Origin of the sequence: Bacillus sp. AFS040349, from assembly GCF_002577655.1 — a bacterium.
In the GTDB taxonomy this organism is placed as follows: Bacteria; Bacillota; Bacilli; order Bacillales; family Bacillaceae; genus Metabacillus.
This window is the reverse complement of the sequence record NZ_NUMC01000029.1, coordinates 71,435-85,917: the sequence shown is the minus strand read 5'-3', so window position 1 is coordinate 85,917 and position 14,483 is coordinate 71,435. Positions and strand designations below refer to the sequence as shown.

The window sequence follows — 14,483 nt, the reverse complement described above, 5'->3', positions numbered from 1 at the left end:
GAACGTCTCACTTTGTTTTACAACAAGAAGAGAAATAATCGTAAGAAACATGGAAACTTAAAGGACGTAAGTAAAGAAGTTGAACATATTTTAGTGAAATTGGCTCGTTAGAAACCGTAAAGCCAAAGAAAGAAGAACGTCGGAAAGCCGTATGAGGGAAAACCTCACGTACGGTTTGATGAGGAGAAACTGAAAGTAAAAGAGATAGCGTAAGCTATCCCCTCGAAATCAGTTTCTTACTCTACTATCAAAAAGTATAAGTTTTTCTAATTATTTGTTTCTTTCTCTTGCGGCTTCTGGTCCCTCTACTCTTGTTGCACCAGGATAAGTTAAAGATTGATCACGATCTGACTCAACACGTTGACTTTTTCTTAATTTCTTTTCTTGTCGATCTTTTCCCATTTACATAACCTCCCTATATAAGGTATACCTTAACTTTTGTCTTTTTCATGTTAATCATAAGTACTATTTTTTACTAATTTTCGATTAAAGCTAATTGGAAATAGACATAATGGGAATAGTAGGAGGAGTGAGATGGAAGGAATCATTTTTTACTGGTTTATGTGGTTAGGGTGGGTTGTGGTCACTTTCATAATGAGAAAAAACAAAAGTCGAGTGAAATTGGCGTTTTTCCTATTAGTTACAATATTAATAAGTAAGGTTTTTCTGGTTGTATCTACATTTTATATCAATTGTTCATTAATCATGTTTTTGTTATTAGGGTATTATTTAGCTGTGAAAAATAAACGCAAACTAGTTACTTTTTATTTGACCAATTTAACATTAACATTTGCATACGCAGGTATCATGTTATTTCACATTTATGATCCTGTTTGGTTTATATTCGATTACCGCATAATTGTAAGTCTGATTGTCAGCTTACTTGCTATTTACTTGGGCAAGGATCCTTCCCAAAGATTTACATTTTATTTGATTTCAGTTACTCAAGGGGAGTTTTTATATTGGTTGATTATGAGTAAATTCCATGATCAGTTAACATTTGGTACTGCTGCCTTTTTAGATATGATAGTAATTGGTTGTGCAATGATTTACTTATGGACCATTTTGCAACAGTTTACATTATTAGTAGAACAATCACTACACAGATTTCAAAAACAAACAAAGGAGAAGCAGGGATAATATGAGTGAATATACGATACCAGTGCTTTTTGGAGTTGTTGTTGGAGTACTAACCAGACTTCATATGCTTAAAACTGATTATAGACAATACCCCACTTACTTGCATGGGAAAATCATCCATGTTGCCCTTGGCTTTATTGCAGCTGGCTTAGGGACAGTTGCTGTTCCTTCGATTATGGAAGAAGATTTTACAGCGATTACGTTTCTTACTTTAGCTGCTTCTCAATTTAGAGATGTAAGGAATATGGAAAGAAATACACTAACTGTTTTAGATGGCTATGAACTTGTCCCTAGAGGGAATACATATATAGAAGGAATTGCCATTGCTTTTGAAAGCAGAAATTATCTTGTCATATTTACTTCACTTTTAACTACTTTTGCTTACTTGGTCCTTAATATTTATGTCGCTATTATTGTTGGAATTATTTGCTTCATTGCTTGTCGTAAACTCATGTCCGGAAGTAGAATAAAAGATCTTGTAGACATAAAATTTGTAGAACCTCATTTTGAAGGTGCTGGACTATATGTTGACAATATTTATATTATGAACATAGGTATTCCTGACAAGCAACAGGCTATCCTTAAATATGGAATGGGGTTTATATTAACACCTAAGAATGCCAACTCAAAAACAACCATTGCTAACTTGGGGCAACGACAAGCCATTCTTCATGATGTGTCCACTGCATTAGGAGTTGTTCGTGATTCCGGAGAGCCTGCACTTGTGCCCTTAGCTAAAAGAGATTTAGATGACGGACGCCTTGGGGTGTTTGTTTTACCTCAAGATCGAGATGTTGACAAAGCCATACAAGTGATTGGAGATACACCGACCCTTGAAAATGCAATAAGAATGCCATCTGAAGCGAAGGCGAACCGTCAAGGAGGGGAATAAATTGAGTGCACTTGAAAAATACATATTGGCTATTATTACAACTGATAAAACAAAAGCAGCTGGTGGAACCGCAATTTTTATTTGTAAAACACAGGAAGAAATGCACTTTTACGCCAAAAATTTAGAAGCAATATTAGATGGAATTGCACATGGTATCGGAGAAGACATGTTTGTCGTTGTTAAACACTAAGTTGTGAAATGAAGTAATGTCTGATAATATATAAAAGTTAAGCCCTTCTTTAAAAGCAGAAGGGTTTCTTTTATAAGAGATTTTATTTTAGTATTTTGTGGTAGTTTATATTTAGCCATATAGGCTAATGAATACATATATGAGCTTAACTTTAAGTCCAATTTTATCACACTATCAGAAAATGAATGGTGGTATCAGATAATGGACCGAAACGTTTGTAGAAATTTTTCGTATACGTTTGTAACAAGATGTCTAACTAGCCTTTTATAATCGTTGCTTTCTTTTTGCTTTTTTTGGGAATTGTCCAAGAAAGTGGTGTATTATGAAACGGGTTTGATATGAACATTACCATAATTGTAACTCTTATGATAAAAAATTGAGTTTATATAAGTCAGGATGGTGTAACTAATGGCAAAACCAGTTATAGCAATAGTTGGAAGACCGAATGTAGGTAAGTCAACAATCTTTAATCGTATTGTAGGAGAGCGTGTGTCTATTGTCGAAGATATCCCAGGTGTTACTAGGGACAGAATATATAGTTCTGGGGAATGGTTGACTTATCAATTTAATATTATTGATACGGGTGGAATAGATATTGGGGACGAGCCTTTCTTAGAGCAAATCCGTCATCAAGCAGAAATAGCTATCGATGAAGCTGATGTTATTGTGTTTTTAACGAATGTTCGTGAAGGGGTTACGGCTGCTGATGAAGAAGTAGCTAAAATTTTATACCGATCCAATAAACCGGTTGTATTGGCGGTTAACAAGGTAGATAATCCTGAAATGCGTGCAAATATTTATGATTTTTATTCGTTAGGATTTGGAGAGCCATTTCCGATCTCAGGCTCTCACGGTTTAGGTTTGGGTGACTTATTAGACGAAGTTGCAAAACATTTTAAAAGTCCAGGGACTGACGATTACGATGAAACAACAATAAAATTTTCCCTTATTGGCAGACCTAATGTTGGGAAATCCTCTCTCGTTAACGCGATCTTAGGAGAAGACCGTGTTATCGTAAGTGACATCGCAGGTACTACTCGGGATGCGATTGATACAGTTTATAAATATGAAGGACAAGAATTTGTTATCATTGATACTGCAGGTATGCGAAAAAAAGGAAAAGTATATGAAACAACTGAAAAGTATAGTGTCCTTCGAGCGTTAAAAGCAATTGATCGCTCAGATGTTATCTTAGTCGTAATAAATGGAGAAGAAGGAATTATTGAGCAGGACAAGCATATTGCCGGATATGCTCATGAAGCTGGAAAAGCAGTAGTAATTGTTGTGAATAAATGGGATGCTGTAGAAAAAGATGAGAAAACAATGAAGGAATTTGAAGTTAATATACGTGATCACTTTAAGTTCTTAGATTATGCTCCAATTGTATTCCTTTCAGCTTTAACTAAAAAGAGAATTCATACGTTAATGCCTCATATTATTCTAGCTAGTGAGAATCACTCAAGAAGGGTTCAGACAAATGTTTTAAATGATGTGGTAATGGATGCTGTTGCAATGAATCCAACTCCAACTCATAAAGGCAAACGATTAAAAATATTCTATACAGCACAAGTAGCTGTAAAACCACCTACTTTTGTTGTTTTCGTTAATGATCCGGAATTAATGCACTTTTCGTACGAACGCTTTTTAGAAAACCGTATTAGGGCTGCATTTGAATTTGATGGTACACCTATTAAGATTTTTGCTAGAGAACGCAAATAATAGCCAAATCTAATTGTTTACCTTCAAGGGTTAGTAATGTTTTAAAGGTAAAGTAACAGGTAATCCTGTTACTTTTTGTTAAAATTGTTCTGAAAGGTGTGATAACATGGAACAAATTACGGTAGTAGGTGCGGGGAGCTGGGGAACAGCACTAGCCATCGTTCTTTCTGATAATGGACATCGTGTAAAGTTATGGGGGCATCGTCCTGAATTAATAAGCGAAATTAATTCGACACGAAGAAATGAAAAGTATCTCCCAGGTATTGACCTCCCAGAAAACATTGTTGGTTATTCAGATTTTGAAGAAAGTTTAAAAGATGTAAAGACTGTTATATTAGCCGTACCAACAAAAGCAATACGTGAAGTTCTTAAAGATATAATTAAGGTTATAAAAGAACGCGTAACGTTTGTTCATGTTAGTAAAGGAATTGAACCGGATACTTTGCTGCGAATTTCAGAAATTATTGAAGAAGAAGTGCCATCTCAGCTATTAAGAGATATTGTTGTCTTATCTGGACCAAGTCATGCAGAGGAAGTTAGTCAACGCCATATCACTACCGTGACTTCTTCTTCAAAAAATATGAAAGCGGCTGAATACATACAAGATCTATTTATTAATCAAAATTTTCGTGTTTATACAAATCCAGATATTATCGGTGTGGAAATTGGTGGGGCATTAAAAAATATTATTGCGCTAGCCGCGGGGATTACAGATGGACTTGGCTATGGAGATAATGCGAAAGCTGCCCTTATCACAAGGGGATTGGCCGAAATTGCACGTCTAGGTAGTAAAATGGGAGGAAACCCTTTAACTTTCTCTGGGCTAACAGGAATTGGAGATTTAATTGTAACGTGTACAAGCGTTCATTCGAGAAACTGGCGTGCTGGTAATCTTTTAGGTAAGGGGCATAACCTGGACGAAGTGTTAGAAAACATGGGGATGGTTGTTGAAGGGGTAAGAACGACAAAAGCAGCCTATCAGCTTGCTCAAAAATACCATGTGAAGATGCCAATTACTGAGGCGTTATATGAAGTGTTATTTAACGGTAAATCTCCAAAAGAAGCGGTTGATTCGTTAATGGCTCGTGTTAAAACTCATGAAATGGAAGACCTGGTAAATATCATGGAGAATCGTTAATTTAGGTGACGTATAATCATCAATCAGCATATGATAACAAGAAATAAAAACAAAGAAACAATATCCTATAAGGTTTATGATTACTTCGTTTGTGGATCGTATGATTTTTGTCAATTTAATCCTAAAAGCCTGTACATTATCTAAAGTGAAAGTTTAATGGCGTAACTAGGCATTAGATGATACAAAACATAATACTTCCGCATAAAATGCATGGTAGTCAAATAAGAGTTGTTCTTATAGTTTGGGTACTATTTAGTCGGTTCTGTGGCTGAAGTAAAGTTCGTCCCCTCTTTACTTCAGCTTTTTTGTTTAAACGTTTACTTAGAGTATTTAAATGAACTTTACCTCCTTGGACAAGCCTCTAAAAGTATAATATAATCAACCATGGAGTTCGACATTATTTATTTTATTGTTTAAGTCTTAATATTTCCCTGAGCTTTTTGTATGAGGAGGAGTCTTTATGAGTGTAGCCCTTATGAAGATGTGGATTTCATTTGCATCAATGGCTTTTATGTTTATCTCAATTTTACTCATTTATTTAAGTCGATTTAAGTTAAAAGGTATATTTAAAGTAATCGTTTCAGTTTTTGCCTATCTTTTTATGATTCTAGCAGGGTTAATTATTTTGTTCGTTGTTTTTACTGGACCTGTATCGGAATAATACTTAATAAAAGGATGTTATTTAGAATGAAATTCTATAAAATTTTGCTAGTGATTTTTGGTTGCATCCTTTTATCTGGATGTCTTTACCCGGAAGAGAAATTACAGAAAAACACAGTACCTTATGATGACCAAATAGCTGCTGTGCAGAAGTCTGTAGATCAATACCAACAAGATACAGGTGGGTTGCTGCCGATCAAAACAAAGGATATGTCAACACCTATTTATCAAAAGTATCCTATTGATTTTTCTGCAATAACACCTAAATATATGGCTGAGCCACCTGGTACAGCCTATGAAAGCGGTGGGATTTACCAGTATGTGTTAGTGGATGTAGAAGAAGATCCTACTGTTAAATTAATTGATTTACGTATTTCTGAGGAGATACATGAGTTGACGATCAAATTAAATGTCTATCGTCAAGCGAACGGATATCCACCATTTGAAGATCTTATTACAAATGATATCTATACATTAAACTATGAAAAATTAGGGTATAAAGAGCCACCGATGATTGAGAGTCCATATTCAGGAGAATATTTACCTCTAGTTATAGATAAAGAGGCAAAAATTTATGTGGATTATCGCATCGATTTATCCAAAGCTTTACAAGATAGTACGCACAGCTTTAAGCCCGGCGATGATATTCGCGGTGTTCTTTTAGACGGGAAACCTTTTGTACCTGCCTATTCCTTACCTTATACAATAAATGATGCTGGGGAACCGATCTTTGATACAGATGGCCAATAAATTCTTTTTAAAAAATTTTAAAAATAAGTCATGAACCCTTCTTTGGAGAATACACTCTAAAAGAAGGGTTTTCTTTTTTCGCTTTTATGACCAATGACTAATTTGGAGAATACCTAAAAAAATTTAGAAACAAAGTCATAAATAAATAGGACAATGTCATACATATATAGTGTCCTATAAGAAAACGGATAAGCTTTATCCCAATATTGTATGATCGGGAGGGGATCACTTGGAAAAAGTAGATATTTTCAAGGATATCGCTGAACGAACTGGTGGCGATATATATTTAGGAGTAGTTGGTGCAGTTAGAACAGGTAAATCTACTTTTATTAAAAAGTTCATGGAATTAGTCGTACTACCTAACATTGACAATGAATCTGACAAAGCTAGAGCTCAAGATGAATTACCACAAAGTGCAGCTGGTAAAACAATTATGACTACTGAGCCGAAATTTGTCCCGAATCAAGCAGTTTCTATTCATGTAGATGAGGGGCTTGATGTCAATATTAGATTAGTAGATTGTGTAGGTTACACAGTTCCAGGAGCCAAAGGGTATGAGGATGAAAATGGTCCTCGCATGATCAACACTCCGTGGTATGAAGAGCCAATACCTTTTCATGAAGCAGCAGAAATTGGTACACGTAAAGTAATTCAAGAACATTCAACACTAGGATGTGTCATTACGACAGATGGTTCTATCGGTGACATTCCACGCCATGACTATTTAGAAGCTGAAGCTAGAGTTATTGAAGAGTTAAAAGAAGTAGGAAAGCCGTTTATTATGATTATTAATACGGTTCATCCTCATCACCCAGAAACAGAAGCCCTTCGCAAAGAATTAAATGAAAAATATGATATTCCTGTCCTCGCAATGAGTGTTGAAAGCATGAGAGAAACAGATGTCATGAGTGTACTTAGAGAATCTCTATACGAGTTCCCTGTACTTGAGGTGAATGTAAATCTTCCAAGCTGGGTTATGGTATTACGAGAGGATCATTGGTTAAGACAAAGCTATCAAGAGGCTGTTAAAGATACAGTTAAAGATATTAAGAGGTTACGCGATGTAGACCGTGTTGTAGGTCAATTCAGCGAGTATGACTTTATTAATAGAGCAAGCTTGGCTGGTATTGAAATGGGGCAAGGAATTGCCGAGATTGACCTATATGCTCCAGATGATCTTTATGATCAAATCCTTAAAGAAGTTGTAGGGGTTGAAATTCGTGGTAAGGATCATTTACTACAGTTAATGCAAGACTTTGCTTATGCGAAGGCAGAATATGATCAAGTTTCTGATGCACTCCGAATGGTGAAGCAAACTGGTTATGGTATTGCAGCACCAGCCCTTGCGGATATGAGTCTTGATGAACCTGAAATTATTCGTCAAGGTTCTAGATTTGGAGTTCGCTTAAAAGCTGTTGCACCTTCCATCCATATGATCAAAGTGGATGTTGAATCAGAATTTGCGCCAATTATAGGCACAGAAAAACAGTCAGAAGAACTTGTTCGATACCTTATGCAAGACTTTGAAGATAACCCACTTTCTATCTGGAATTCGGATATTTTCGGACGCAGTTTAAGTTCAATTGTACGAGAAGGTATACAAGCTAAATTATCATTAATGCCTGAAAATGCTCGTTACAAGCTAAAAGAAACATTAGAAAGAATTATCAATGAAGGCTCTGGCGGATTAATTGCCATCATATTGTAAAGATTTGACCTCTATTCTAAGAGGTCTTTTTTTGTTTTATTAGAAATAAATAATGTCAAAAATCTCCTTGTGTCAAAACGTACGTTCGTAAAAAAAGCGTAAATCCTTGATACAAGTGGTTTTTTATTCGGTAATTGCTTGATTCGCTTGAATGATTGTGTTAATCTTTTTAAAGAAATTGTTTTCTCTATTGGTCGATTCTTCCTAAATAACCAATATTCATGATGAAAATCATTGAAATATGTAGAAAAATCGTATAAGATAAGCGTGTTGATAGTAATATCACGATATCATGTATACAATTAATCAAAACTGTGAAGAAATGAAGACTAATAAGAGTTCCATCCCTTTGGGAGGAGGTGAAAGGCATGAATAAAACAGAACTTATCAACGCAGTAGCAGAAGCTAGTGAGTTATCTAAAAAAGACGCAACTAAAGCAGTTGATGCTGTTTTCGATACAATTTTAGATGCACTAAAAGACGGTGATAAAGTACAACTTATCGGTTTCGGTAACTTTGAAGTTCGTGAGCGTGCGGCTCGTAAAGGTCGTAACCCACAAACTGGTGAAGAGATTGAAATTGCTGCAAGCAAGGTGCCTGCTTTCAAACCAGGTAAAGCACTTAAAGATGCAGTAGCAGGAAAATAAGTTTAATTTGTCATGTAATTACTATTACATACAAGCTTTCTTCACAGAGCCCCTTATTTAAGGGGCTTTTCATTTGTAAGAAAACAAATTCCTCTTAGTTAATCCACTTTGCTTTTCATCCTTTGATTATGCTAGAATCTCTACAAAAGAATGTCCAGGAGGTCCCAACATGAGTGAAGTTAATTTTGAACAGATTGAACACGCTGTAAAATTGATTCTTGAAGCGGTAGGGGAAGATCCTAATCGCGAGGGTTTGATAGATACACCAAAGCGAGTGGCGAAAATGTATGCTGAGGTATTTAGCGGGTTAAATGAAGATCCATCTGAACATTTTCAAACGATTTTTGGGGAAGATCATGAAGAACTTGTATTAGTAAAGGATATCCCGTTTTATTCAATGTGTGAACACCACCTCGTACCTTTCTACGGAAAAGCTCATGTAGCATATATACCTAAAGGTGGAAAAGTAACAGGATTGAGTAAACTTGCACGTGCAGTAGAGGCAGTAGCGAAACGACCACAATTACAGGAGCGGATTACATCGACCATAGCTAATAGTATTAATGAATCACTCGATCCACACGGAGTAATGGTCGTTGTTGAAGCCGAGCATATGTGTATGACAATGAGAGGGATAAAAAAACCTGGGGCACAAACGGTTACGTCTGCTGTAAGAGGGGTATTCCGAAAAGATGAGGCATCAAGAGCAGAGGTACTATCTTTGATAAAAGGATAAGTACCTATACAGGTTGGAAGTAAAAACATATTAATAGGTTTTACTTAACAGGAATGGTATGATAGATAAGACAACATTCTGTAAATAGGCAGGTGCAGGGATGAATCAAAAAAATGACTTTGTTGTGATTAAAGCAATTGAAGATGGCGTTCATGTAATCGGACTGACAAGGGGTTCTGATACACGTTTCCATCATTCGGAGAAACTAGATAAGGGTGAAGTGATGATTGCGCAATTTACTGAGCATACATCGGCAATCAAAATAAGAGGTAAAGCACAAATTCAATCTGGAATTGGTGAAATAGAGAGTGATTCTCGTAAATAAGCAGGTTCTCCTGCTTTTCTTTGCGTTTAACGAAGTTTAAGATTACATATCAATAAATAACAATTGCCTATAATTGTGGTATAATGGTACAGGCTTAAATTTCTTCTAGAAAAATGATATATAATATATAAAGTAACATTGGTAGGCAGAATTAGAAAAGTGGAGTGAAAAGTATGCAATTGTCCCCTTTTCTAGACGAGGCGAGTACAAAGTTTAGTTTAAGAAAACAATACATGTAATAAATTAGAGATAGAATGTTATTTTGGGGACAAGGGTGATTTATTTGCAGGACATCGAAGTACATTTAGCAAAATTAAAAACAGCACTAGAGGAGAAACTTTCACATCCCTATTTAGCAAAACATTTACCTTCACCTACAATCGACGAAGATAAATTGCTACTTTTTTATGCAATTTTTGATGAGATAGACCTTTCGGAGAAATTAAAAGAAAGTTATATAGTGACAGCTATGCTTGTTCAGATTGCCCTTGATACACATGATGATGTTTCGACAAAGACTAATATCGAACCTGGAGAATTTGTACAAAGACAGTTAACTGTTCTTGCAGGTGATTATTTTAGTGGACTATATTATTTATTACTATCAGAAGTTAAGGATATTAAGATGGTTCGAACATTAGCCTTAGCTATTAAGGAAATCAATGAACATAAAATAAGACTTTATTATCATGATGAAGAAAAAATGAGTTCATCTATTAATAGTCTTCAAGTAGTTGAAACAAGTCTTTTTCAACGTGTAGCTGATCATTTTAAACTTGACTTTTATAACATGCTCAGTACACATTTTTTAACATATAAAAGACTATCTCATGAGAAATTTCAGTTTGTACAAGATGGAGGTTTTGATCATTCTGTTAAAAAAACCTCGTTTTCTATTCACTTTTTAACAGAAGCATGTAATATGTACTTCGAGAAAACTGCATCACTACTTGATAAAGGATTTCAAAAGGCTCCTTCTTTAAAAACTTTGTTGATAGAACGACTTCATACAATTCGTTTTCACGAAGCATTACTACATGATAAAAAGACAGTGGAAGAAGGTTTGTAATATATGAATCAGTCTAAAGAAGAAAGAGTGCATGGAGTATTTGAGAAAATCTATCAAAATTACGATCAAATGAACTCTGTTATAAGCTTTCAGCGCCATAAGGCATGGAGAAAAGAGACAATGAAACGGATGAACGTTAAACCGGGCCAAAAAGCACTTGACGTTTGTTGTGGCACAGCTGATTGGAGCATTGCACTTTCAGAAGCTGTGGGACCAAAAGGCAGCGTTACCGGTCTTGACTTTAGTCAAAACATGCTTAAAATTGGTCAACAAAAGATCAAGGACCTTGATTTACAAAATGTAAACCTGATTCATGGAAATGCGATGAAGCTTCCATTTGAAGACAATTCTTTTGACTTTGTGACAATTGGGTTTGGTTTAAGAAATGTACCAGATTATATGCAAGTGCTAGAGGAAATGAATCGTGTCTTAAAGCCGGGTGGAAAAGCAGTATGTTTAGAAACTTCCCAACCTACCTTACCGATTTTTAAACATTTTTTCACAATTTATTTTCGTTATATCATGCCTATGTTTGGGAAGATATTTGCTAAAAGCTATAAAGAATATTCTTGGCTACAAGAATCTGCACGGGATTTCCCTGGAATGGTTGAATTAGCAAAGATGTTTCAAACAGCAGGCTTTAAACAAGTTGAAGTCAAAGCTTTTACCGGTGGAGTTGCTGCTATGCATATAGGAGTCAAGGAAAAAGAAAATAATTAAAATACACGGCATGACCACTTTTATGTTTTAAGAAATGTGAGTAATATTGCTTGCTCTTTTAACATAGTGGTCATTCCTTTTTATATGGTATATCGTGGAAGTAAGGAGAATTCATTAATTCAGGGTTTAAGGTGAAAACGTATGAAACTAAAAGCAATGTATTCATTTTTAAATAATGATCTAACAATAATTGAAAAAGAGCTTGAGAAGACTGCTGTTTCAGAGTATCCTCTTTTAAGACAAGCAAATTTGGAGTTGCTGCAAGCAGGAGGGAAGCGAATTCGTCCTGTTTTTGTTTTGCTCTCAGCGATGTTTGGTAACTATGACATTCAACGAGTAAAGCATGTTGCTGTTGCGCTTGAAACAATACATATGGCATCTCTCGTACATGATGATGTGATAGATGATGCAGAATTAAGAAGGGGCAAACCAACTGTTAAATCAAGATATGATAATCGTATTGCGATGTACACAGGTGATTATTTATTGGCACGTTCATTAGAAGTGATGACAAATATTGAGGATCCATTGGCTCACAAAATTTTGTCTCAAGCCATTGTTGACGTTTGTTTAGGGGAAATTGAGCAAATAAAAGACAAGTATCAATTTGATCAAACACTAAGAACCTATTTAAGACGTATTAAGAGAAAAACTGCATTGTTAATTGCTGTTAGTTGTCAATTAGGAGCTGTTTCGGCAGGTGCTTCTGAGGATGTACATCGCAAGCTCTATTGGTTCGGCTATTATGTTGGGATGTCCTTTCAAATTACCGATGATATTTTAGATTTCACTTCGACCGCGGAAGAATTAGGCAAGCCAGTAGGAAGTGATCTTTTACAAGGCAATATCACACTACCAGTACTATTTGCACTTGAAGACCCAATCATGAAAAGAGATATAGAAAAAATATCAATGAAAACTACACCGGAGGATATACAGCAAATTCTAGAGAAAATATTAAATTCCGGAGTGATAGAGAGATCGGCGCAAGTTAGTGAAAGATATCTTCATAAGGCATTTCGTATTTTAGACGAATTACCTAAAAATCGAGCGCGATCGACTCTACAAAGTATTGCAAAATATATTGGAAAAAGAAAATTTTAATCTTTTCTAAAATTCTCCATCCCATGATTGAAATATTTTACCTCTCATGATATTATTCTTTTGGGGTATGAAAGCCTATACATAAATTTTTATGGGGTGGAGATGTTATTATGGAAAAAACATTTTTAATGGTTAAACCTGATGGGGTTCAACGACAACTTATTGGGGAAATTGTCGGTAGATTCGAAAGAAAGGGCTTTCAATTGGTTGGTGCAAAACTAATGACCATTCCTGTTGAACTTGCTGAGAAGCATTATGGAGAACATAAAGGAAAACCCTTTTATGATGAATTAGTTCAATTTATAACTTCCGGACCAGTGTTTGCAATGGTTTGGCAAGGTGAAAATGTAATTGAGTTATCAAGAAAAATGATGGGAAAAACAAATCCAAAAGATGCTGAACCTGGAACAATAAGAGGAGATTATACGATGTTTGTAAGCAAGAACATCATTCACGGCTCGGATTCAACTGAAAGCGCAGAAAGAGAGATCTCACTTTTTTTCCAAGACAATGAACTAGTGGAATATGATAAGGCATTAAATACTTGGATTTATTAATAATATGGAAGCTGGCATATGCCAGCTTCTTTTTATATACACTAAGACAGAAAATCGCATTTTGACAAGTTTCCACACTTTTCTATAAAAATTGAGCAAATTCTTTGAATTTTAAGCTATACTATAAATTATTATTCTTATTTCTAAGGTATTTGAAATCAGAAGTTTTAATAGAGACCCATAATGTTGATTACAGGGTAATATAACAAACCCCTGATTTATTAGAACGATCTTCAAACATCTATTGGATAAAAGGAAATGTAATAGGAGAGTTGGCCCATGGTTGATCAAGATTACGAACTGTTTATTAAAAACATCAAGAAAAAATCAGGAATTGATCTTTCACTTTACAAAGAAGCTCAAATGAAAAGAAGATTGATTTCACTTTATGAAAAGAGGGGATTTTCAACCTTCTCAGAGTTTTTTGAAGGAATAAGTAAGCAAAACGAGCTTTACTTTGAGTTCTTAGATCGAATGACAATAAATGTTTCAGAATTCTACCGAAATTATAAAAGATGGCAGGTGCTTGAAGAAAAGATTCTTCCCAGACTATTAGAAAAGAACAGTAATCTGAAAGTCTGGAGTGCTGCATGCTCCACAGGTGAAGAGCCATATACAATTGCGATGATTCTTTCTAAATTGATTCCACTTTCAAAAGTAAAGGTTCTTGCAACAGATATTGACGAAAATGTCATTGCAAGAGCTAAGCTTGGAATTTATCCCGAACGTTCCTTAAATGAGGTTCCTGACGATATTAAGCGGAAGCACTTCAAGCAGGAAGGAACCAATTATATTGTGAACGAGGATATTAAAAAAACGGTGCAATTTAAAAAGCAAAATTTATTGTCAGATTCTTTTGATTCAAATTTTGACTTAATAGTATGTCGCAATGTTTTAATTTATTTTACGGAAGAAGCTAAAGAAGGCTTATATATGAAATTTAGTAACGCATTAAAATCTCAAGGGGTTTTCTTTGTTGGAAGCACTGAGCAGATTTTTAATGCTGACCGTTTTAACTTTACTTCAGTAGATACATTTTTTTATCAAAAGAAGTAAAAACTTGCTATTTTTTTAAAGTAACTTATGATATATTTGTACTTAAAAGCGTTAGTGCGTTGAAGGGAGAGA

The 14,483-nt window shown here is 35.1% G+C and carries 17 protein-coding genes; 16 read left to right on the top strand and 1 reads right to left on the bottom strand.

Annotation, left to right across the window (positions count from 1 at the left end):
- Positions 1-270 precede the first annotated feature (270 nt).
- The gene (locus COD11_RS07650) at positions 271-402 is read right to left on the bottom strand and encodes a YpzI family protein (protein WP_098796170.1); all 132 of its coding nucleotides are present in this window, start codon (positions 400-402) and stop codon (positions 271-273) included.
- Positions 403-534: 132 nt separating this feature from the next.
- Here COD11_RS07650 and COD11_RS07645 point away from each other — a divergent pair, with 132 nt between their 5' ends.
- The 16 genes from COD11_RS07645 (at position 535) to COD11_RS07570 (ending at position 14,411) form a co-directional block, all read left to right on the top strand.
- A complete protein-coding gene (locus tag COD11_RS07645; RefSeq protein WP_098796169.1) occupies positions 535-1,140 on the top strand; it encodes a YphA family membrane protein in 606 nt (201 codons plus the stop codon).
- 1 nt (position 1,141) lies between these two features.
- Complete coding sequence (locus COD11_RS07640) at positions 1,142-2,032, top strand: YIEGIA family protein (RefSeq protein WP_098796168.1); 891 nt, start codon at positions 1,142-1,144, stop codon at positions 2,030-2,032.
- A gap of 1 nt (position 2,033) precedes the next feature.
- Positions 2,034-2,222, top strand: a complete 189-nt coding sequence (locus COD11_RS07635) for a capping complex subunit for YIEGIA (RefSeq protein ID WP_098796167.1) — start codon at positions 2,034-2,036, stop codon at positions 2,220-2,222.
- A 408-nt stretch (positions 2,223-2,630) separates the two neighbouring features.
- Positions 2,631-3,941, top strand: coding sequence for a ribosome biogenesis GTPase Der (der, locus tag COD11_RS07630; RefSeq protein WP_098796166.1), 1,311 nt, complete (start codon positions 2,631-2,633; stop codon positions 3,939-3,941).
- A gap of 106 nt (positions 3,942-4,047) precedes the next feature.
- Positions 4,048-5,079, top strand: a complete 1,032-nt coding sequence (locus COD11_RS07625; RefSeq protein ID WP_098796165.1) for an NAD(P)H-dependent glycerol-3-phosphate dehydrogenase — start codon at positions 4,048-4,050, stop codon at positions 5,077-5,079.
- Between the two features lie 460 nt (positions 5,080-5,539).
- Positions 5,540-5,740 (top strand): DUF2768 domain-containing protein, encoded by a 201-nt coding sequence (locus tag COD11_RS07620; RefSeq protein WP_098796164.1) that lies wholly within the window; start codon positions 5,540-5,542, stop codon positions 5,738-5,740.
- Between the two features lie 26 nt (positions 5,741-5,766).
- A complete protein-coding gene (locus COD11_RS07615; RefSeq protein ID WP_098796163.1) occupies positions 5,767-6,489 on the top strand; it encodes a hypothetical protein in 723 nt (240 codons plus the stop codon).
- Between the two features lie 229 nt (positions 6,490-6,718).
- On the top strand, positions 6,719-8,197 hold the full coding sequence (spoIVA, locus tag COD11_RS07610; RefSeq protein WP_098796162.1) for a stage IV sporulation protein A: 1,479 nt from the start codon (positions 6,719-6,721) through the stop codon (positions 8,195-8,197).
- 368 nt (positions 8,198-8,565) lie between these two features.
- The gene (hbs, locus tag COD11_RS07605; protein WP_034332307.1) at positions 8,566-8,844 is read left to right on the top strand and encodes a non-specific DNA-binding protein Hbs; all 279 of its coding nucleotides are present in this window, start codon (positions 8,566-8,568) and stop codon (positions 8,842-8,844) included.
- 169 nt (positions 8,845-9,013) lie between these two features.
- On the top strand, positions 9,014-9,580 hold the full coding sequence (gene folE, locus COD11_RS07600) for a GTP cyclohydrolase I FolE (RefSeq protein WP_098796160.1): 567 nt from the start codon (positions 9,014-9,016) through the stop codon (positions 9,578-9,580).
- A gap of 100 nt (positions 9,581-9,680) precedes the next feature.
- Positions 9,681-9,905, top strand: a complete 225-nt coding sequence (gene mtrB / locus COD11_RS07595) for a trp RNA-binding attenuation protein MtrB (RefSeq protein WP_098796159.1) — start codon at positions 9,681-9,683, stop codon at positions 9,903-9,905.
- Between the two features lie 283 nt (positions 9,906-10,188).
- The gene (locus COD11_RS07590; RefSeq protein ID WP_098796158.1) at positions 10,189-10,974 is read left to right on the top strand and encodes a heptaprenyl diphosphate synthase component 1; all 786 of its coding nucleotides are present in this window, start codon (positions 10,189-10,191) and stop codon (positions 10,972-10,974) included.
- 3 nt (positions 10,975-10,977) lie between these two features.
- On the top strand, positions 10,978-11,694 hold the full coding sequence (locus COD11_RS07585; protein WP_098796157.1) for a demethylmenaquinone methyltransferase: 717 nt from the start codon (positions 10,978-10,980) through the stop codon (positions 11,692-11,694).
- A gap of 141 nt (positions 11,695-11,835) precedes the next feature.
- On the top strand, positions 11,836-12,798 hold the full coding sequence (hepT, locus tag COD11_RS07580; protein WP_098796156.1) for a heptaprenyl diphosphate synthase component II: 963 nt from the start codon (positions 11,836-11,838) through the stop codon (positions 12,796-12,798).
- A 110-nt stretch (positions 12,799-12,908) separates the two neighbouring features.
- Positions 12,909-13,355 (top strand): nucleoside-diphosphate kinase, encoded by a 447-nt coding sequence (gene ndk / locus COD11_RS07575; RefSeq protein WP_098796155.1) that lies wholly within the window; start codon positions 12,909-12,911, stop codon positions 13,353-13,355.
- Between the two features lie 279 nt (positions 13,356-13,634).
- Positions 13,635-14,411, top strand: coding sequence for a CheR family methyltransferase (locus COD11_RS07570; RefSeq protein ID WP_098796154.1), 777 nt, complete (start codon positions 13,635-13,637; stop codon positions 14,409-14,411).
- The last annotated feature ends 72 nt before the right edge of the window (positions 14,412-14,483 follow it).